The sequence below is a fragment of the Streptomyces anthophorae genome, from assembly GCF_049310305.1.
Classification (GTDB): Bacteria; Actinomycetota; Actinomycetes; order Streptomycetales; family Streptomycetaceae; genus Streptomyces.
Genome location: NZ_JBLWQQ010000001.1, coordinates 7,474,587 through 7,492,757, shown reverse-complemented (window position 1 = coordinate 7,492,757; position 18,171 = coordinate 7,474,587). Strand labels below are relative to the sequence as shown.

Below are 18,171 nucleotides of genomic sequence, written 5' to 3'. Positions count from 1 at the left end.
TCGGGGCGCGTCCGTCAGGCCTGAACGGTCGTCAAGAGCGCGTCCAGACCATCGGCGTAGATGCCATGGAACAGCTCCTCCGCCTCGGCGTCGCTCACGCCTGCCGGGGTGAACGAGCCGGACCATTCGACGCGGGAGGCGTCGGGGCGGCCGGGGACGGCGTGCACCGTGAGGGTCGAGAGGTAGCCGGTGACCGGGAACGGGGCCTGCTCGATGGCGTAGCTGTAGTGCCGTTCGGCGTCGTCGAACTCGACGAGGCGCTCGACGATGACACCGCCGTCCTCATTGGTCAGGTGGCGCACCCGGCCGCCCTCACCGAGCTCGCTCTTCGGGATGTACGGGAGCCAGTCCGGCAGCGAGCCGAAGCCGCCGATGAGCCGCCAGACGTGGTCGGGGCTGCGCGGGATGTCGAGGGATGCGGTGGTGGAAGCCATGACGGCCGCCTCCTTTACGGTCAAGTGGCGTGCTGTCAGGCGTTGTTCGGGAGCGGGGCGGCCGGGCTGACGAGGCCCTCGGCACGCAGGTCGGTCCAGAACGCGGCGGGGATCTCCTCGGCGAGGGCGGCGGTGTCCTCGGCGATGCGGCTGGGGCGGGTGGCGCCGGGGATCACGGCGGCGGTCGCCGGGTGGGCCAGGGAGAACTGAAGTGCGGCGGACTTGATGCCGATGCCGTGCTTCTCGGTGAGGGCCTTCAGCCTGGCGACGCGGTCGATGATCTCCTGCGGCGCCTCCTGGTACTCGAAGTGGGTGCCGCCGGCGAGGATGCCGGAGCTGTAGGGGCCGCCCGCGACCAGGTCGACGCCCTGCTCCTGGGCCATCGGGAGCAGTCGCGTGAGGGCGTGCTCGTGGCCGAGGAGGGTGTAGCGGCCGGCGAGCAGGAAGCCGTCGGGCCGGGGCTCGTCGAGGGCGAGGGTCAGCTCGATGGGCTCGGTCTTGTTGACGCCGAGGCCCCAGGCCTTGATGACGCCCTCGTCGCGCAGCCGCGACAGGACGCGGAAGGCGCCGGTGCGGGCCTCCTCGAACTTGCCGATCCACTCGTCGCCGTGGAAGTCCTGGGCGATGTCGTGGACCCAGACGATGTCGAGGCGGTCGGTGCCGAGACGCTTGAGGCTGCCCTCGATGGAGCGCTCGGTGGCGTCGGCGGTCCACTCGTGGAGGATCTTGTTCGGGTTGCCGTGCTCGAACAGGCCGCCCTTCTCGCCGAAGTCGGGGACGTCCGTCTCGTGCTCGTCGAGGATGACGCGGCCGACCTTGGTCGACAGGACGTAGGAGTCGCGGGGCTTGGTGGACAGGACCTCGCCCAGGCGCTCCTCGGCGAGCCCGGCGCCGTAGAAGGGGGCGGTGTCGAAGTAGCGGATGCCGTGGTCCCAGGCCGCCTCGACGGTGGCGCGGGCCTCCTCGTCGGGGATCGCGCGGAACATGTTGCCGAGGGGAGCGGTGCCGAAGCCGAGCTTGCCGGGGAGGAGGGACTTGATGCCCATGGAGAACTTTCCTTGCCTTGGTGCCGTACGCGGCCTTAAGGAGATCTGGTGTGGTTTCTCCTGCTCCGCGCCTCTTGCTCCTCCGAGGTTAGGATCGACGGGTAAGACTGTCCAAGACTTACTTGGACACACTTGAGTCCCCCGAGGTCCAACATGCTTGACCTGCGACAACTTCGCTATTTCGTGGCCGTGGCCGAGGAGGAGCACGTCGGCCGGGCCGCCGAGCGGCTGCACATCTCGCAGTCGCCGCTGAGCCGGCAGATCGCCCAGCTGGAGAAGAACCTGGGCCTGACCCTGTTCGAGCGCAGCCAGCAGCGCATCCGGCTCACCTCCGACGGCCGCGTCTTCCTCACCGAGGCGACGGCCCTGCTGCGGCACGCCGCCCGCCTGGAGAACCTGGGCCGCCGCCTCGGGCGCGGCGAGGAGGGCGGCCTGTGCGTCGGCTACGTCGGCGACGCCATGCACACCGGACTGCTGCCCAAGGCGCTGCGCTCGCTGAACGAGGAGCGCCCCGGCATCCACGTCGCCCTCTACGACATGACGGCGCACGAGCAGTTCGAGGGCCTGCGCCAGCGCAGCCTCGACATCGCCCTGGTCCCGGAGACGCCGCCCGAGGACGATCCGGATCTGCGCAGCGCGCTGCTCCTGGAGGACCCGTTGCTGCTGGCCGTTCCCAGCACGCATCCGCTGGCGAACGCGGCCGAGGTGCGCCCCGAGGACCTCGACGGCCTGCCGTGGATCGCGGTCGAGGACGGCCAGGACCACGTCTGGCGGGACGATTTCGTCGCGGCCTGCGCCGCCGCCGGCTTCACCCCGGACATCCGCTTCGAGGCCCCGGAACCGCTCACGGCGGTGGGGTTGGTGGCATCCGGGCTCGGTGCCGCTTTCGTCCAGCGCAGCATGGTGCACGAACGCGGCACCGAGGGCGTCACCGTGCGCGAACTCCCCTGGTTCCTCAGGTCCGTTCGGCTGTGGGCCGTGTGGCACCAGGTCGACCTGCGGCCGGTCGTCTCATCGTTCCGCGGGACGGTTCTCGCCTGTGGTTCCGGAAGCGAGAGAGCCGTTGACTCCGGCTGACGTCATTGACCGTGCAGCGCCTCCTTCAGGGCGTCGACGGCGAGACGGCGGGCCACGTTGGCGGCCCGGGTGTCGCGCAGACTGTCCAGGAGCAGGAAGTCGTGGACCATGCCGGCGACGCGGACGGCCGTGACATCCACGCCCGCTTCGCGCAGCTTATTGGCGTACTGCTCGCCCTCGTCCCGCAGCACGTCGGCCTCGTCGGTGATCACCAGCGTTCTGGGCAGGCCCTTGAGGTCCTCCAGCGACGCTTGCAGCGGCGAGGCGTGCGGCTCGGTGCGCTGTCCGGGCTCGGAGTACTGGTCCCAGAACCAGATCATCCCGTCGCGTGTGAGGTAGTAGCCCTCGGCGAACTGAAGGTACGACGGGGTGTCGAAGTCCGCGTTCGTGACCGGGTACAGGAGCACCTGCGCCTTGAGGTCGATGCCGCCGCGCTCCTTGTTCATGAGCGCGAACACCGCCGACATGCAGCCGCCCACGGACTCCCCGGTGACCGCGACGCGGGAGGTGTCCAGGCCGTGCTCGGCGCCGTGCTCCATGACCCACTGCCCCACGGCGTAGTTCTGCTCGACCTGGGTGGGGTACTTCGCCTCGGGCGCCCTGTCGTAGACGGGGAAGACACCCGCGGCGTTCGCGCCGACCGTGAGTTCGCGGAAGAGGCGGTCGTGGGTTTTGTCGTCGCCGAAGACCCAGCCGGCTCCGTGGATGTAGAAGACCACCGGGAGCGGACCGCTCACACCCTTGGGCCTGATGATGCGGGTGCGGACGGTGCCCCACTGCCCGGCGTCCACGTCCACCCACTCCTCGTCGACGTCCGGACGCGGGACGCTCGTGTCGCTCTGGAGACCGAGGAGGATGTCACGCCCCTTCTCCGGAGGGACCTCGTAGATCCGCGGATGCGGATCGGTCGCTTCGGCCAGCTCCTTCGCGGCCTGCTCGAGGAAGGGCGTGACGGGCGGAGGAAGATCACTCATGTCTGCTCCGATGTGAGGGGCTTCGATGCCGTGAGACGAGGGCCGAGAGCACGTCGGATCCAGGTGCCGGGGCAAAGGTGCCGGACCGGTGTCCGACGTGCGCCGTCCCCGATTCATCGTCCCCTGGTCCGCAGCCGACGCAAGTCGGGTTCAGGCCGGGCGGGAGACCGCGCGGGCCCTCGCCGCCCCGGCAGCTCCGACCTGTACGTTCCTACATTCGGACGACGGTTCGGAGCCTGTAGGGACGCCCGGTAAACTCCGTCCATGTGACTGCGCCTGCAAAGCCCCGTATCCCGAATGTCCTCGCCGGCCGCTATGCCTCCGTCGAGCTCGCCACCCTCTGGTCCCCCGAGGAGAAGGTGAAGCTGGAGCGACAGCTCTGGCTCGCCGTGCTGAAGGCCCAGAAGGACCTCGGGATCGACGTCCCGGACGCCGCCATCGCCGACTACGAGCGCGTGCTCGACCAGGTCGACCTGGCCTCCATCGCCGAGCGCGAGAAGGTCACGCGGCACGACGTGAAGGCCCGCATCGAGGAGTTCAACGCCCTCGCCGGGCACGAGCAGGTCCACAAGGGCATGACGTCCCGCGACCTGACGGAGAACGTCGAGCAGCTCCAGGTCCGCCTCTCCCTCGAACTGGTCCGCGACCGCGCCGTCGCCGTCCTCGCGCGCCTCGGCAAGCTGTCCGGCGAGTACGGCGAGCTGGTCATGGCCGGCCGCTCGCACAACGTCGCCGCGCAGGCCACCACCCTCGGCAAGCGCTTCGCGACCGCCACCGACGAGCTGCTCGTCGCGTACGGCCGGGTCGAGGAGCTGCTGAACCGCTACCCGCTGCGCGGCATCAAGGGCCCGGTCGGCACCGCCCAGGACATGCTCGACCTGCTCGGCGGCGACGCCGACAAGCTCGCCGACCTGGAGCAGCGGATCGCCCAGCACCTCGGCTTCTCGCAGGCCTTCACCTCTGTCGGCCAGGTCTACCCGCGCTCGCTCGACTACGAGGTCGTGACCTCGCTGGTGCAGCTGGCCGCGGCCCCGTCCTCGCTCGCGAAGACGATCCGTCTGATGGCCGGGCACGAGCTGGTCACCGAGGGCTTCAAGCCCGGCCAGGTCGGCTCCTCCGCGATGCCGCACAAGATGAACACCCGCTCCTGCGAGCGCGTCAACGGCCTCATGGTGATCCTGCGCGGCTACGCGTCGATGACCGGCGAGCTGGCGGGCGACCAGTGGAACGAGGGCGACGTGTCCTGCTCCGTGGTCCGTCGCGTGGCGCTGCCGGACGCGTTCTTCGCGCTCGACGGTCTGCTGGAGACGTTCCTGACGGTGCTCGACGAGTTCGGCGCCTTCCCGGCCGTCGTCGCCCGTGAGCTGGACCGCTACCTGCCGTTCCTCGCCACCACGAAGGTGCTCATGGCCTCGGTGCGCGCGGGCGTCGGCCGCGAGGAGGCCCACGAGGCCATCAAGGAGAACGCGGTGGCCTCGGCCCTCGCGATGCGCGAGCAGGGCGCCGAGCGCAACGAACTGCTCGACAAGCTGGCCGCCGACTCCCGCATCCCGCTGGACCGCGCACAGCTCGACGAGCTGATGGCGGACAAGCTGTCCTTCACGGGCGCCGCCGCCGGCCAGGTCGCGCAGATCGTGGCCCGCGTCGAGGAGATCGCGAAGCAGCACCCGGAGGCCGCCGGTTACACGCCGGGAGCGATCCTCTGACCTCCCGCCTCACGCAAGCGGACCTGGAGGCCGCCCGCGACCGTCTCGTTCCGGACGTCGTCGCGAGCGGCCTCTCGGTGTTGTTCTGCGGCATCAACCCCGGCCTCATGACGGCCGCGACCGGCCACCACTTCGCCCGCCCCGGCAACCGTTTCTGGCCGGTCCTCCACCTGTCCGGCTTCACGCCGCGGCAGCTGAAGCCGTCCGAGCAGCGGGAACTCCTCTCGTACGGGCTCGGGATCACGAACGTCGTCGCGCGGGCCACGGCGCGGGCGGACGAGCTGAGCGCGGCGGAGTACCGGGAGGGCGGCCGGCTGCTGGAGGAGAAGGTGGCTCGGCTGACGCCCCGGTGGCTCGCCGTGGTGGGCGTGACCGCGTACCGCTCGGCCTTCGGCGAGCCCAGGGCGAAGATCGGCCCGCAGGAGCGGACGATCGGCGGCGCCCGGGTGTGGGCGCTGCCCAACCCCAGTGGCCTGAACGCGCATTGGACGGCGGCGACGATGGCCGAGGAGTACGCGCGGCTGCGCGCGGCGGCGGCCGAGGAGTAGCAGGCCCCGGGCGTCCGGGGTGAGAGCTTGGTCAAGTCGGCGCCAACACGGCCGGACCTCACGCAGCGGCATGCCTACGCTCCGCTGCGTGACGACCTTGATCGCCGCCGTGCAACGACGGCTGCTGCTGCTGATGGTGTGCTGCTACCTGCTGGCCGGGGTGGTGCCCGGCCCCGGCGAGTGGCTGCGCGCGTCCGCGCCGCACGTGCCGATGGCGCTGCTCGCGGTGATGCTGTTCAACGCGGGGCTCGGGGTGCGCCTCACGGATCTGCGGGCGGTGGCGGGCCGGCCCGTACGGCTCGCGCTGGGCGTCGCCGCCAACGCGCTGCTGCCCCTCCTTGTCCTTCCGGTCGTCGCCCTCTGCCTGCGCACCTGGCCCGATCCGGCGGAGGCCGAGGGGCTCGTGGTGGGGCTGATGCTGGTGCTCGCGATGCCGATCGCCGGGGGCGCCGCGTCCTGGGGCCAGACGGCGGGCGGCAACGTCCCGCTGGTCGTCGCGATGGTCATGGGCTCCACGCTGTTGAGCCCGCTCACCGTGCCCTTCGGGATCCGGGCGGCCGGGGCGCTGGTCGGCCCCGGTGGCACGGGAGCGCTGGACGACACGGCGCGGATCGACACCGTCGCGCGGACGGGGGCCGGGGTGTTCGCGCTGGTCGCGGTGGTGCTGCCGTGCCTGGCCGGGATCGTCGTGCGGATCGCGCTCGGCGAGGGCCGGGTGCGCGGGGCGCTGTCCTCGGTCAAGGCCGTCAACCTCGTGAACATCCTGCTGCTCTGCTACATCAACGCGGCCGGCGCGCTGGGGCAGGCTCTGGCCCACCCGGACCCCGACCTGCTGGCGCTCGCGCTCGCCCTGTCGGGGGCGGTGTGCTGCCTGACGTTTTGCTGCGGACGGTGGCTGTCCCGCTGGACGCGCTGCGATCTGCCGGACACGGTCTCGCTGACCTTCGCCACCGGCATGAACAACAGCAGCGCGGCCGCCGTGCTCGCCACCGGCTGGTTCTCCCACCGCCCCGAGGTGCTGCTGCCGATCCTCTCCTACAGCCTGCTTCAGAAGATCGTGGCCGGGGCGGCGGGCCGGGCGCGGCGGCCCCGGGTGCAGGGGGCCGCCGCGTAGGTCGTCACGGCTTGCGGGCCACCACGCCGTACTGGGCGACCTGCGTGGCCTCGTCGTCGCGCCAGCGCGCGCAGGAGACGAGGCCGGGCTCGACGAACTCCAGGCCGTCGACGAACGCCGCGATCTCAGCGCCCGTGCGGGCGGTGATCGGCGGCTTCGCGTTCTCGTTCCAGAACTTCATGGCCTCCTCGTTGCCCTCACCGCCCAGTTCGAGGGTGGGGTGGGTGAGCACCACATAGCTGCCGGAGGGCACGGCGTCGACGAGCTCGCGCACGATGGACGCGGCCTCCTCCGTGTCGAGCACGAAGTTCAGGATGCCCAGGAGCATGATCGCGACGGGCTGCCCGAAGTCGAGGGTCTCGGAGGCCGCCTCGACGATCGCCCTCGGGTCGCGGGCGTCCGCGTCCACGTAGTTGGTCCGGCCCTCGGGAGAGCTGGTGAGCAGCGCGCGGGCGTGGGTGAGCACGATCGGGTCGTTGTCCACGTAGACGACGCGCGCGTCCGGCGCGATCCGCTGGGCGACCTCGTGCGTGTTGTCGACGGTCGGAAGGCCGGTCCCGACGTCGAGGAACTGGCGGACGCCCACCTCGCTCGCGAGGAAGGTGACGGCGCGGCCGAGGAACGCGCGGTCGGCGCGGGCGACCTCGCCGATGCTCGGGTACATGGACGTCACCATGTCGCCGACCTTCTCGTCGACCTCGTAGTGGTCCTTGCCGCCCAGCCAGTAGTTCCACACGCGCGCGTTGTGCGCGATGTGGCTGGAGATCCGTCCATCCGGCCTGGACCCGTCGGCGTCACTCATGCGATCTCCCTTGTACGTAGCCGGTCTCCGCTCAAGATCCCATCTTGGCACGGGAGTTCGATGAAGCGCGCGAGGGGCCCGCGGGTCTACGCGTCCCTGCGTCGTACGGCCCACCATCCGGCGAGCACCGCGGCCGCCGCCCACAGTGCGGTCACGGCGAGTCCGGACCACGGTCCGAGGGAGCCCTCGGCGTGCTGACGGAGGATCTGCTGTCCCGCGCGGTCGGGCAGGAAGTCGGCGGCCGAGCCCGCGACGTCCCCGACGACGAAGGACACGATCAGCAGGAACGGCACCAGGATGCTCAGCACCGCCACCGCGCTGCGCAGCACGGCCGTGAGCCCCGCCGCGAACAGCGCCATCAGACCGAGGTACACCCCGCCGCCGACGCAGGCCCGCAGCGCCCCCGGGTCGCCGGGTCCGAGCGCGTACGGGCCCATGAACGCCTGGCCCACGAGGAACGCGGTGAAGCTGGTGAGCAGGCCGACGACGAGCCCGCAGGCGCCGATGACCGCCGTTTTCGCGGCGTAGAAGAGGTTCCGGTTCGGCACGGCGGCCAGCGAGACGCGCAGCGCGTTGTTCAGGTACTCGCTGGAGACGGCCGTGGCGCCGAAGGCGAGCACCGCGATCTGCCCGAAGTTGAGGGCGTAGAAGGCCTCGAAGAGCAGGTCCCCGCCGTTGCCGGCCTCCTCCTGGCCGATCGTGGAGAACGCGAGGGTGGTGACGGCGAGCGTCGCGACGAAGACGGCGAGCAGCGAGCCGAAGCTGCCGCGCAGCGATCTGATCTTGATCCACTCGGAGTGCAGTACGGCGGTGGCGGACATCCCGGCCATGGGTCAGGCCTCCTGGAGTGGCGTGGCGGCGAACTCGGCGTCGTTCGCGGTCAGGGCGAGATAGGCCTGCTCCAACGAGGCCTGTTCATCGGCGAGTTCGAGGACGGGGACGCCCTCGGCGGCGGCGAGGGCGCCCACCTCCGCGGCGGTGACGCCCTCCACGTCGCAGCGGCCGTCGTCGGCGAGCGTCACCGTGTGCCCGGCGCGCACGAGCGCGGCTCTCAGACGTGCCGGGTCCGTGGAGCGCACCCGCACGCGGCGTGCGCTGTGCGCGGCGATGAACTCCGGCATCGGGGTGTCGGCGAGGAGCCGCCCGCGGCCGAGGACGACGAGGTGGTCGGCGAAGGTCGCGGTCTCGTTCATGAGGTGGCTGGAGACCAGCACCGTGCGGCCGGCGCGTGCCAGGTCGCGCAGCAACTCCCGGATCCAGATGATGCCTTCGGGGTCGAGCCCGTTGGACGGCTCGTCGAGGAGCACCACTTCGGGGTCGCCGATGAGCGCCGCCGCGATGCCGAGGCGCTGGCGCATGCCGAGCGAGAACGTCTTGACGCGCTTCTTCGCCACGGCGGCGATCCCGGCCCGCTCGAGCACCTCGTCGACCCGCCGGACGGGGATCCGGTTGCTGACGGCGAGGGCCCGCAGGTGATCGCGCGCGGTGCGGGAGCCGTGCGCCGCCTGCGGGTCGAGCAGGGCGCCCACCACGCGCAGCGGTTCGTCGTACGCGGCGTAGTGGCGGCCCCCGATGAGCGCGGTCCCCGAGGTGGGGCGGTCGAGGCCGAGGGCGAGGCGCATGGTGGTGGACTTGCCGGCGCCGTTCGGGCCGAGGAAGCCGGTGACACGGCCGGGCGCGACCCGGAAGGTCAGCCCGTCCACGGCGCGCGTCGCCCCGTACTCCTTGGTGAGATCCTGGACGTCGATACTGGTCATGCCCTCAGAATCGGCCGCGCCAAGGGGTCCCGGCCTCCCCCGCCCGTGGAGTTCGCCTCCCCCGCGCGGGGGAGCCGTCGCGCGCGGGGCTGCTGGCACGATGACGGCATGCCCCGCTTCCTGAGACCGCTCGCCCGTGCGGTCACGTACACCCGCTGGCTGCACCTGCTGTGCTCGTCGGTGCTCGCCTTCGTGTTCGCGATGGTCTACCCGGGGCTCTCCTCTCCCTCGGTGCGCGACTGGGTGCTCATCTACCTGACGCCCGTGCCACTGCTCCTGCTGCTCGGCACGATTCCGGTGATCCGGCGCTCGGAGGGGTTGCAGGCGCGGATGATGCTGTTCCCGGGCAAGCATGCGCGCGGGGCCGGCTCCGGTGCGCAGAGCGAGATCTCGGTGACGCCCTCGGCGTCGTGGCAGGACCGCGGCAGGACGTCGGTCTGGCTGGTGCTCCGGCTGTTCCTGGGGCTCTCGGTCGGCCTCTTCTCGGGCCAAGTGGCGTCGTTCACCATTGAGTTGACCGGCGGCGTCATGGACATCCGGGACGCCTCGACCTCACCGCTGCCCGTGCCGGAGGCACCCTGGTTGTGCGCCGTGGCGATCCCCTGGGGCCTGCTCCTCCTGATGTACGTGGTGGCGGGCGCGGGGTGGCTGACGGCCCGCACGGCGCAGGTGCTCCTCGGCCCGTCCGGGGCGGAGCGTCTCGCCGCACTGGAGGAGCGCACCGAACAGCTCCTGGAGCGCAATCGCATCGCCCGGGAGCTGCACGACTCCATCGGCCACGCGCTGACGGTCGCCGTCGTGCAGGCGGGGGCGGCGCGGGCGGCGGGCGATCCGGCGTTCACGCACCGGGCCCTCGACGCCATCGAGGAGACCGGCCGGGCCGCCCTGGAGGAGCTGGAGCGGGTGCTCCTGGTGCTGCGCGAGGCGGAGCAGCCGCTGGGCAGCCGCCCCACGCTCCAGGAGGCGGACCGGCTGCTCGACTCGGCGCGGGCCTCGGGGGCGAAGGTGGAGGTGACGGTGTCGGGACCGCTGGAGAAGGTGCCGGGGCCCGTGTCCCGTGAGGGCTACCGCATCCTCCAGGAGGCGCTCACGAACGTGCTGCGGCACTGCGGAACCGTACCGGTCACCGTGACTCTCCAGGTCGCCGACGAACAGCTGACCCTGGAGGTGCGCAACCCGCTGCCTCCCGGACGCGGATCGGGACACGGCGGCACGGGGAGCGGTCTGCGCGGCGTACGCGAGCGGGCCGCGCTGCTCGGCGGCAACGCCCGGACGGGCCCGGTCCACGACGAGTGGCAGGTTCACGTCGAACTGCCGGTCGGGTGATCTAGGCTGGCGGCGTGCCGCTGACCGTCCTGCTCGTCGACGACGAACCACTCGTCCGCGCCGGCCTGCGCGCCGTGCTCGAGGCGCAGCCCGACATCACCGTGGTCGGCGAGGCCGCGGACGGCGCGGCGGTCGTCCCGCTGGTCCGCGAGCTGCGCCCCGACGTGGTCGCCATGGACGTCCGCATGCCGCTGCTCGACGGGATCGAGGCCACGCGCGCGGTGCTGCGCGGCGCGGAGCGGCCGCCGAAGATCCTCGTGATCACCACGTTCGAGAACGACGAGTACGTGTACGGGGCGCTGCGCGCGGGCGCCGACGGCTTCCTCCTGAAGCGGGCGCGCCCCGAGGAGATCGTGCACGCGGTCCGCTTCGTCGCGTCGGGCGAGTCGCTCCTGTTCCCCGCGGCGGTCCGCAAGTTGGCCTCGGAGTACGGGAGTTCGGCGGCCCGCGAGACGCTGGAGCGGGCGGCGCTGACCGAACGCGAGGAGCAGGTGCTGCGGCTCATGGCGCGCGGCCTGTCGAACGCCGAGATCGCCACGGACCTGATCGTCGGCACCGAGACGGTCAAGTCCCACGTCAGCGCCGTCCTGACGAAGCTGGGCGCGCGGGACCGGACGCAAGCGGTGATCGCGGCGTACGAGTCGGGGTTCGTGGCCCCGGGGTGACGCCCGACCTGCACCGTTTCGGCCGCGCGCGGCTGAGCACCGTACGCCACAGAGGTGCACCCGGCTCTCGCCGCTGCCCGTGGCTGCGGGTACCATCCGGCGAACACGCGCGACTGCGGGGAGGACGACGGTGGGGCGGCTGACCGGCGGGGACCCCTCTCTGCTCAGGCGGATCAATTCCGCGGTGGTGCTGCACGCGCTGCGTTCCACCGATTTCGCCACGCTCACCGAGGTCACCCGCGTGACCGGCCTGTCGCGGCCCACCGTGGAGGGTGTCGTCGAGGGGCTCATCGTGGCCGGGCTCGTCGTGGAGACCACCGTCGAGGAGCCGGGCGCGCGGCGGCAGGGCAGGCCCGCGCGCAAGTTCCGCTTCCGGGCCGAGGCCGGGCATCTGCTGGGCCTGGAGATCGGCGCGCACCGGGTGGCCGCGGTGCTCTCGGCGCTCGACGGCAGAGTGCTCGGTTCGGCGTCCAAGGAGGTCGACGAGGCCGCGGACGCGGACGAGCGTCTGGAGAAGCTGCGCGGCACCGTCGCCGATCTGCTGCGCCGCGCGGGCGTGGCCCGTGACTCGCTGCGGGCGGTCGGCGTCGGCAGCCCGGGGATCGTGCGGGCGGACGGGACGGTGCGGCTCGGCACCGCGCTGCCGGGCTGGACCGGACTCGCGCTCGGCGAGCGGCTGCGGCGCTCCTTCAAGTGCCCGGTGCTCGTGGAGAACGACGCGAACGCGGCGGCCGTGGCCGAGCACTGGAAGGGCGCGGGGGCGGAGACCGACGACATGGTGTTCGTCCTCGCGGGCCTGAGCCCCGGCGCCGGCGCCCTGATCGGCGGCCGCCTGCACCGTGGCTTCGGGGGCGCCGCCGGGGAGATCGGCGCGCTGCACCTGCTGGGCCGCGAGGTGCGGCCCGAGGCGCTGCTCTCCACGACGGACGAGCCGCTGCACCCGCTGGACGAGCTCGCCGTGGCGAAGGTGTTCACGCTGGCGCGCGAGGGCGACGACCGGGCGGCGGCGGCGGTCGAGCGGTTCCTCCAGCGGCTCGTGCACGATGTCGCGGCGCTGGTGCTCGCGCTCGATCCGGAGCTGGTCGTGGTGGGCGGCTGGGCCGCGGGGCTCGACGGCGTGCTCGAACCGCTGCGGCGGGAGCTGGAGCGGTACTGTCTGCGGCCGCCGCGGGTGGCGCTGTCGACGCTGGGCGAGGCGGCGGTGGCCACGGGCGCGCTGCGGCTCGCGCTCGACCATGTCGAAGAGGAACTCTTCGCGACGGAGAGCACGGTCACGGCCCGTCGGTGAGGTCCGGCGGGCGGCGCGCCGAGGCCGACGCCTTGCCGAGGCCGGGGCCCTACGACGCCCGTGCTCTTACGACGCCCGGGCCTTACGAAGCCCGGGCCCTACGACGCCCGGGACTTACGAAGCCCGCGTCTCCGGCGCGTGGTGGATCTCCACGCCCGCCGTGTCGCCGAACGTGAGGCGGCAGGTGTCCGCGCGGTAGGTCGCCACCGAGACGGCCGCGGTCCTGCCGCGGCTGAAGTAGCGGGTCGTGACGACGAGGACCGGGGCGCCGGGCAGCCGGTCGAGCTCCTTCGCGTCGTCGGCGCGCGCCGAGCCCAGCTCGACCGCGCGGTCCTCCCCGTCGAGCCCGAGGCGCTGAAGCTCCCGCACGACCGCACGCGCGCGTGCGGCGCCGGACGCGGCGTCGACGGCCGTCAGGTCGGGGGCCGGGCCCACGGGGACGTACAGCAGCTCGGCGGCGACCGGCTGGCCGTGCGAGACCCGCGTGCGGCGCAGGACGTGCACCTCGGTGTCCGGGGCGGTCTCCAGGGCCGCGGCGACCGCGCTCGGCGGGACCTCGACGGTGGAGTCGACGGCCTGCCACGCGTCGGCGCTGCCACCGGGCCAGTCCCGGTCGTTCGACGCGACGGCGACGCCCATGCGGGGCGGCGCGACCGTGGTGCCGACGCCGCGGCGGCGCTGGAGCCGGCCTTCCAGCTCCAGCTGCTCCAGGGCCTGGCGGAGGGTCGCGCGGGCGACGCCGAAGCGGGCCGCGAGGTCCCGCTCGTTCGGCAGGATCTCGCCCACCGCGAACTCGGAGTCGAGCGCATCGGTGAGCACGGTCTTCAGGTGCCAGTACTTCGGCTCCGGAGCCGCTTCCAACTGCGTGGTCCCCACCCTGTCCTCCGCAACAGCAGTGCCCTGGCGGCTTTTTATCGCCCTTGTTTATTAAAGGTTCCTGCCTTATCCCTGCGAGAGTAGGACCGCTCTCGGAACTTGGTCAATACCAATCGTGGTCCGGTTCTCAGGTGGCGGAACGCGCGAGGCCCGCCCCCGTGTGCGCCACGGGAGCGGGCCTGGGCCGGAGGCCGGGAGCGGCGGCTAGCCGAGCGAGCCGAGCTTGTCCGGGTTGCGCACGATGTAGATCTGCTGGATCCGGCCCTCGTGCACGCCGAGTTGGAGGACGGAGTCCGGCTTTCCGTTCCCGGTGACGAGCACGCCGAGGGCGCCGTTGAACTCCACCATGCGGAGCTCGAAGCCCTCGACGCCCCCCTGCCGCACGGCGCCCTGGACGAACCGGCCCACCTTGTCGGCGCTCTCGATGACCCGCAGCGGGGCCCTGGCCTTGCCGCCGCTGTCGCCCACCAGCCGGGCGTCCGGGGCGAGCATGGCCATCAGCCCGTCGAGGTCGCCCTCGGACGCGGCGGCCAGGAAGCGCTCGGTGAGGTCGCGCTGCTGGGCCGGGTCGACGTCGAAGCGGGGCCGCCGCTCGTCCACGTGCTTGCGCGCGCGTACGGCGAGCTGCCGCACGGCGGCCTCGCCGCGCTCCAGCGTCCCGGCGATCTCCGCGTAGGTCAGGCCGAAGGCCTCCCGCAGCACGAACACCGCGCGCTCCAGCGGCGAGAGGGACTCCAGGACGACGAGCACCGCGAGCGACACGGAGTCGGCGAGCACGGCCTGCTCGGCGGTGTCGGGCACGGTGGGCCCGAAGTCGGTGACGAGCGGCTCGGGCAGCCACGGCCCCACGTAGGACTCGCGGCGCGACTGGACCTGGCGCAGCCGGTCGATGGCGAGCCGGGTGGTGACACGTACCAAGTAGGCGCGTGGTTCGCGGACCTCCGCACGGTCGGCGCGGGACCAGCGCAGCCAGGCGTCCTGCACCACGTCCTCCGCGTCGGCGACGCGGCCCAGCATGCGATAGGCCACGCCCATCAGAACGGCGCGGTGCTCTTCGAAGTCATCGATCTCTGTACCGGTGGCCACCCACCCATCCCATAGGACACGGCGAGTGCTGTCCAGCGGGCGTCCGATACTTCGGCCACTCCCCTTGAACTGCGCCCTACTGAGCGGTAATTGTTGCTGACAAGGAGTCTAAGGAGACCGTCGCGGCGTGGCGGGGACAGGGAGCGAGCGACATGGTGACAGAGGCGTCCTTCAGCATCGAGAGCGCCGGAGGGTCCCGCACCGTCCGCCTCGCGTACGAGCGCACGGGCAGCGGTGAGCCGCTGCTCCTGCTGCACGGGATCGGGCACCACTGGGAGGCCTGGCAGCCCGTGCTGCCGATCCTCGCGACGGAGCGGGACGTGATCGCGGTGGATCTGCCGGGCTTCGGGAAGTCGCCCGCGCTGCCGGACGGGCTCGCGTACGACCTGGCAGGCGTGATCCCCGTCCTCGACGCGTTCTGCCGCCACCTCGGGATCGAACGGCCGCACGTGGCGGGGAACTCGCTGGGCGGGCTGCTCGCCCTCGACCTCGGCCGGGAGAAGCTGGTGCGCTCCGTCACGGCGCTCTCCCCCGCCGGGTTCTGGACCGGGGCCGAGCGGCGCTACGCCTTCGGGACGCTGCTCGCGATGCGGGCGGGCGCGCGGGCCATGCCGGTGCCGGTGATCGAGCGGCTCTCCCGCTCCGCGGCCGGGCGCGCGGCGCTCACCAGCACCATCTACGCGCGGCCCGGCCGCCGTTCACCCGAGGCGGTCGTCGCGGAGACGATCGCCCTGCGGGAGGCGACCGGGTTCCGGGAGACGCTGGAGGCCGGGCGTTCGGTGCTGTTCCGGGACGACATCCAGGAGCTGCCGGTCACGATCGCGTGGGGCGTCAGGGACCGCCTCCTCGTGCGCCGCCAGGGCGTCCGCGCCAAGCAGGTCATCCCGGGGGCCCGCCTGGTCAAGCTCCCCGGCTGCGGGCACGTCCCGATGAACGACGACCCGGCCCTGGTGGCGCGGGTGATCCTCGACGGCAGCCGCTGAGTTCACGGGCGCCGAGCGGCGCGCGAACACCCCCGAGCCCAGGGCGACCCCGGCGGCGACGAGCGCGCTGCCCGCGCCCTGGGCGATGCCGTACGTCCCGGAGCCGACCAGCGGCGCGGTGCAGGCGGCCGCGACGGGGATGAGCCCGGAGAACAGCGTGGCCCGCTCGGCGCCGATCCGCTGCATGCCCATGTACCAGCACACGAAGCCGACGACCGTGACGACCACGGCCTGCCAGGCGAGGGCCGCGAACTCGGTGCCGTCCGGCCTGCGCAGCCAGGAGCCGCCGTCCACGACGATCCCGGCGACGGCCGCCTCCACCGCGGCGACCCCGCACACCGCGCAGGACAGCAGCCGGGGGCCGAGCGGGCGCAGTACCGGCACGGCGAGCACCGCGAAGCCCACCTCGCCCAACAGCGCGCATACGGAGAAGGCGATTCCGGAGAGGTCCGTGCGCCCCCACCCCTGGACCGTGAAGGCCCCGGCCGCCACGAGCAACGCCCCGTAGAGCACGACCCGTTGGGGTCGCACCCCGCTCAACAGGGGAACCAGGACGGCGACCACCACGGGTGCGCATCCTACGAAGACGCCGGGTACCGCGGGTTCGGCGGAGCGCTCGGCAGCGAGGATCGCCAGGTTGAAGCCCACCATGCCGACGGCGGCGAGCAGCGCGAGCCGGCCCCACTGGCGCGGCGTGAGCCGCTTCAACGGGCGCAGGCCGCCCCTGCCGACCAGCGGCAGAAGCAGCAGGCACGCGACGGCGTAGCGGAGGAACTGGCCGCCCGCGTACGGGTAGTGGCCCAGGACGCTGTTGGCGGTGAAGGAGCCGCCCACGAGGACGCAGGCGACCGTGGCGAGCAGGGAGCCTCGAAGCGAAGTGGCGTTCATGGAGGCGACGTTAGGAAGGACGGGTGGTCCGTCACGAGGTCCATTCGCACGGCCGTATCGGGGACCAATCCCGGTCGCACAGGGCCGCCGTAGGGTCCCGGTATGACACAGCCACCCGCCCCGGAGGCCCCCGAACCCTCCTCACCCGCCTGGGAGTTGCTGCTGCCCGCCTCGTCCGCCCCGGCACGCGCGCGTGGTCGCGCCCTGCAATCCGCGCTGCGGGACGCGGTGCGCTCGGGTCGGCTCGCGCCCGGCACGCGGCTGCCGTCGAGCCGGGATCTGGCGCGGGACCTCGGGGTGTCGCGGGGCCTGGTCACGGAGGCGTACGAGCAGTTGACCGCGGAGGGGTATCTGCGCGCCGGGCGGGGTGCCGGGACGTGGGTGGGCGAGGCGGCGCGGGCCGCCGCACCGGGCGCGAGCGACCTGGCGCCCCGCCCGTCGACCGGTGTGCGGGCCGACTTCGTGGCGGGGAGCCCGGACCTGTCGCTGTTCCCGCGCGCGGCCTGGTCGGCGGCGCAGCGCGCGGTCCTGGCCGGCCTTCCGCACCACGCCCTCGGCTACCCGGATCCGCGCGGCCTCCCCCGCCTGCGCACGGCCCTCGCCGAACTGCTCGCCCGGCGGCGCGGCGTGGTGGCGGACCCGGAGCGGATCATCGTGTGCTCCGGGGTGACGCAGGCGGTGACGCTGCTCGGCATCGTGCTCCGCGCGCGAGGGCAGCACGACATCGGTGTGGAGAGCCCCGGCAGTCCCCAGTACGAGGACCTGTTCGCGACCGTGGGCGCACGGGCGGTGCACCTCCCGATGGACGGCGAGGGGCTCGCCCCGGGGCCGCTGCGGGCGTCCGGGGTCCACACGGCGGTCACCACCCCGTCGCACCACTTCCCGTCGGGCATCGCGTACTCGGCGCGCCGCAGGACGCAACTCCTCGCCTGGGCGCGGCGGGTGGGCGGTCTGATCGTGGAGGACGACTACGACGGCGACTTCCGCTACGACCGCGCCCCGGTGGGCGCGCTCCAGGGGCTCGACCCCGAGCACGTCGCGTACACCGGTTCGGTGAGCAAGTCGCTGGCGCCCGGCCTGCGGCTCGGCTGGCTGATCGTGCCGGACGCGCTGACCGACGACGTCGTCGCGCGCAAGCGCTACATGGACCTCGGCAACCCGGCCCTCGACCAGGCGGTGCTCGCCCGCTTCGTCGAGCGCGGCGATTACGACCGCCACCTGCGCCGCTGCCAACGCGCCTACAAGGAACGCCGCGACGCCCTGGTGGCGGCGCTGCGCGAGCACCTGCCCGGCACCGAGGTCTCCGGCATCGCGGCGGGCCTGCACGCCATCGCCACGCTCCCCGACCACTGCGGCCCGCGACAGGAGTTCCTGGACCGCTGCGCGTCCACCGGAGTCTGCGTCCGCACGCTGGACCACTACGGAGGAGGCGGCGCGGGCGACCGCGTGTCCCTGGTGATCGGCTACGCGCACCTGCCCCCGGCCCGCATCGCCGAAGGGGTACGCCTCCTGGCCGACGCGGCCGTGCGCGCCCGGTTCCCCTGACGGTGGGGACAGTTGTTCACTTGGGGTTCGTGTGCGCGCCGTGGCACCGCAGTAGG

The 18,171-nt window shown here is 72.7% G+C and carries 17 protein-coding genes and 1 pseudogene; 9 read left to right on the top strand and 9 right to left on the bottom strand.

The genetic code is table 11. From position 1 onward, the window contains the following. Positions 1-14: 14 nt before the first annotated feature. Positions 15-434 carry an SRPBCC family protein gene (locus tag ACNYS0_RS34045; RefSeq protein WP_422479158.1) on the bottom strand — a complete coding sequence of 140 codons (420 nt, stop codon included), beginning with the start codon at positions 432-434 and terminating at the stop codon, positions 15-17. A 35-nt stretch (positions 435-469) separates the two neighbouring features. Further along, positions 470-1,480 carry an aldo/keto reductase gene (locus ACNYS0_RS34040; protein ID WP_422479156.1) on the bottom strand — a complete coding sequence of 337 codons (1,011 nt, stop codon included), beginning with the start codon at positions 1,478-1,480 and terminating at the stop codon, positions 470-472. Between the two features lie 153 nt (positions 1,481-1,633). Between ACNYS0_RS34040 and ACNYS0_RS34035 the strand changes: the two genes are divergently transcribed. Then, positions 1,634-2,557, top strand: a complete 924-nt coding sequence (locus ACNYS0_RS34035) for a LysR substrate-binding domain-containing protein (protein WP_422479154.1) — start codon at positions 1,634-1,636, stop codon at positions 2,555-2,557. A 2-nt stretch (positions 2,558-2,559) separates the two neighbouring features. Here the strand turns inward: ACNYS0_RS34035 and ACNYS0_RS34030 are convergent, their stop codons facing one another. Continuing rightward, positions 2,560-3,531: an alpha/beta hydrolase gene (locus tag ACNYS0_RS34030; RefSeq protein ID WP_422479152.1), complete on the bottom strand. Its 972-nt coding sequence runs from the start codon at positions 3,529-3,531 to the stop codon at positions 2,560-2,562. A gap of 266 nt (positions 3,532-3,797) precedes the next feature. Between ACNYS0_RS34030 and purB the strand changes: the two genes are divergently transcribed. The 3 genes from purB (at position 3,798) to ACNYS0_RS34015 (ending at position 6,899) form a co-directional block, all read left to right on the top strand. Continuing rightward, positions 3,798-5,237 (top strand): adenylosuccinate lyase, encoded by a 1,440-nt coding sequence (gene purB, locus ACNYS0_RS34025; RefSeq protein ID WP_422479150.1) that lies wholly within the window; start codon positions 3,798-3,800, stop codon positions 5,235-5,237. Beyond that, positions 5,234-5,785 carry a G/U mismatch-specific DNA glycosylase gene (gene mug / locus ACNYS0_RS34020; RefSeq protein WP_422482852.1) on the top strand — a complete coding sequence of 184 codons (552 nt, stop codon included), beginning with the start codon at positions 5,234-5,236 and terminating at the stop codon, positions 5,783-5,785. The genes purB and mug overlap by 4 nt, the downstream gene beginning before the upstream one ends. 88 nt (positions 5,786-5,873) lie before the next feature. After that, entirely contained in the window at positions 5,874-6,899 is a 1,026-nt protein-coding gene (locus ACNYS0_RS34015) for a bile acid:sodium symporter family protein (RefSeq protein WP_422479148.1), read from the top strand. A gap of 4 nt (positions 6,900-6,903) precedes the next feature. Here the strand turns inward: ACNYS0_RS34015 and ACNYS0_RS34010 are convergent, their stop codons facing one another. From ACNYS0_RS34010 to ACNYS0_RS34000, 3 genes are all read right to left on the bottom strand, one after another. Next, positions 6,904-7,701, bottom strand: a complete 798-nt coding sequence (locus tag ACNYS0_RS34010; RefSeq protein WP_422479146.1) for an SAM-dependent methyltransferase — start codon at positions 7,699-7,701, stop codon at positions 6,904-6,906. Positions 7,702-7,787: 86 nt separating this feature from the next. Then, positions 7,788-8,522, bottom strand: coding sequence for an ABC transporter permease (locus tag ACNYS0_RS34005; RefSeq protein ID WP_422482851.1), 735 nt, complete (start codon positions 8,520-8,522; stop codon positions 7,788-7,790). Positions 8,523-8,534: 12 nt separating this feature from the next. Then, positions 8,535-9,458, bottom strand: a complete 924-nt coding sequence (locus ACNYS0_RS34000; protein ID WP_422479144.1) for an ABC transporter ATP-binding protein — start codon at positions 9,456-9,458, stop codon at positions 8,535-8,537. Positions 9,459-9,566: 108 nt separating this feature from the next. Here ACNYS0_RS34000 and ACNYS0_RS33995 point away from each other — a divergent pair, with 108 nt between their 5' ends. The 3 genes from ACNYS0_RS33995 (at position 9,567) to ACNYS0_RS33985 (ending at position 12,737) form a co-directional block, all read left to right on the top strand. Continuing rightward, a complete protein-coding gene (locus ACNYS0_RS33995; RefSeq protein WP_422479142.1) occupies positions 9,567-10,784 on the top strand; it encodes a sensor histidine kinase in 1,218 nt (405 codons plus the stop codon). A gap of 14 nt (positions 10,785-10,798) precedes the next feature. Continuing rightward, positions 10,799-11,449: a response regulator gene (locus ACNYS0_RS33990; RefSeq protein WP_422479140.1), complete on the top strand. Its 651-nt coding sequence runs from the start codon at positions 10,799-10,801 to the stop codon at positions 11,447-11,449. Between the two features lie 130 nt (positions 11,450-11,579). Beyond that, positions 11,580-12,737: an ROK family protein gene (locus ACNYS0_RS33985; protein ID WP_422479138.1), complete on the top strand. Its 1,158-nt coding sequence runs from the start codon at positions 11,580-11,582 to the stop codon at positions 12,735-12,737. Between the two features lie 114 nt (positions 12,738-12,851). Here ACNYS0_RS33985 and ACNYS0_RS33980 read toward each other — a convergent pair whose 3' ends face one another. Together ACNYS0_RS33980 and sigJ are read right to left on the bottom strand one after the other, a co-directional pair. Continuing rightward, positions 12,852-13,613 carry a GntR family transcriptional regulator gene (locus ACNYS0_RS33980; protein ID WP_422479136.1) on the bottom strand — a complete coding sequence of 254 codons (762 nt, stop codon included), beginning with the start codon at positions 13,611-13,613 and terminating at the stop codon, positions 12,852-12,854. Between the two features lie 204 nt (positions 13,614-13,817). Further along, positions 13,818-14,699: an RNA polymerase sigma factor SigJ gene (gene sigJ, locus ACNYS0_RS33975; RefSeq protein ID WP_422479134.1), complete on the bottom strand. Its 882-nt coding sequence runs from the start codon at positions 14,697-14,699 to the stop codon at positions 13,818-13,820. A gap of 152 nt (positions 14,700-14,851) precedes the next feature. Between sigJ and ACNYS0_RS33970 the strand changes: the two genes are divergently transcribed. Beyond that, positions 14,852-15,682 (top strand): alpha/beta fold hydrolase, encoded by an 831-nt coding sequence (locus tag ACNYS0_RS33970; RefSeq protein ID WP_422479132.1) that lies wholly within the window; start codon positions 14,852-14,854, stop codon positions 15,680-15,682. Positions 15,683-15,781: 99 nt separating this feature from the next. Here ACNYS0_RS33970 and ACNYS0_RS33965 read toward each other — a convergent pair. Next, positions 15,782-16,570, bottom strand: a pseudogene (locus ACNYS0_RS33965) (EamA family transporter); the annotation flags it as partial. Positions 16,571-16,672: 102 nt separating this feature from the next. On the opposite strand from ACNYS0_RS33965, the gene pdxR reads away from it, so the two are divergent. Next, positions 16,673-18,115, top strand: a complete 1,443-nt coding sequence (pdxR, locus tag ACNYS0_RS33960) for a MocR-like pyridoxine biosynthesis transcription factor PdxR (protein WP_422479130.1) — start codon at positions 16,673-16,675, stop codon at positions 18,113-18,115. Positions 18,116-18,171: the final 56 nt, after the last annotated feature.

What these genes read in the sequence shown, in the direction of transcription:
- ACNYS0_RS34000 (WP_422479144.1), bottom strand. Translation starts at nt 9,458, where the DNA reads ATGACCAGTATCGACGTCCAGGATCTCACCAAGGAGTACGGGGCGACG.
- ACNYS0_RS33995 (WP_422479142.1), top strand. Translation starts at nt 9,567, where the DNA reads ATGCCCCGCTTCCTGAGACCGCTCGCCCGTGCGGTCACGTACACCCGC.
- pdxR (WP_422479130.1), top strand. Translation starts at nt 16,673, where the DNA reads ATGACACAGCCACCCGCCCCGGAGGCCCCCGAACCCTCCTCACCCGCC.
- ACNYS0_RS34045 (WP_422479158.1), bottom strand. Translation starts at nt 434, where the DNA reads ATGGCTTCCACCACCGCATCCCTCGACATCCCGCGCAGCCCCGACCAC.
- ACNYS0_RS34005 (WP_422482851.1), bottom strand. Translation starts at nt 8,522, where the DNA reads ATGTCCGCCACCGCCGTACTGCACTCCGAGTGGATCAAGATCAGATCG.
- ACNYS0_RS34010 (WP_422479146.1), bottom strand. Translation starts at nt 7,701, where the DNA reads ATGAGTGACGCCGACGGGTCCAGGCCGGATGGACGGATCTCCAGCCAC.
- ACNYS0_RS33970 (WP_422479132.1), top strand. Translation starts at nt 14,852, where the DNA reads ATGGTGACAGAGGCGTCCTTCAGCATCGAGAGCGCCGGAGGGTCCCGC.
- ACNYS0_RS34030 (WP_422479152.1), bottom strand. Translation starts at nt 3,531, where the DNA reads ATGAGTGATCTTCCTCCGCCCGTCACGCCCTTCCTCGAGCAGGCCGCG.
- ACNYS0_RS34040 (WP_422479156.1), bottom strand. Translation starts at nt 1,480, where the DNA reads ATGGGCATCAAGTCCCTCCTCCCCGGCAAGCTCGGCTTCGGCACCGCT.
- ACNYS0_RS34035 (WP_422479154.1), top strand. Translation starts at nt 1,634, where the DNA reads ATGCTTGACCTGCGACAACTTCGCTATTTCGTGGCCGTGGCCGAGGAG.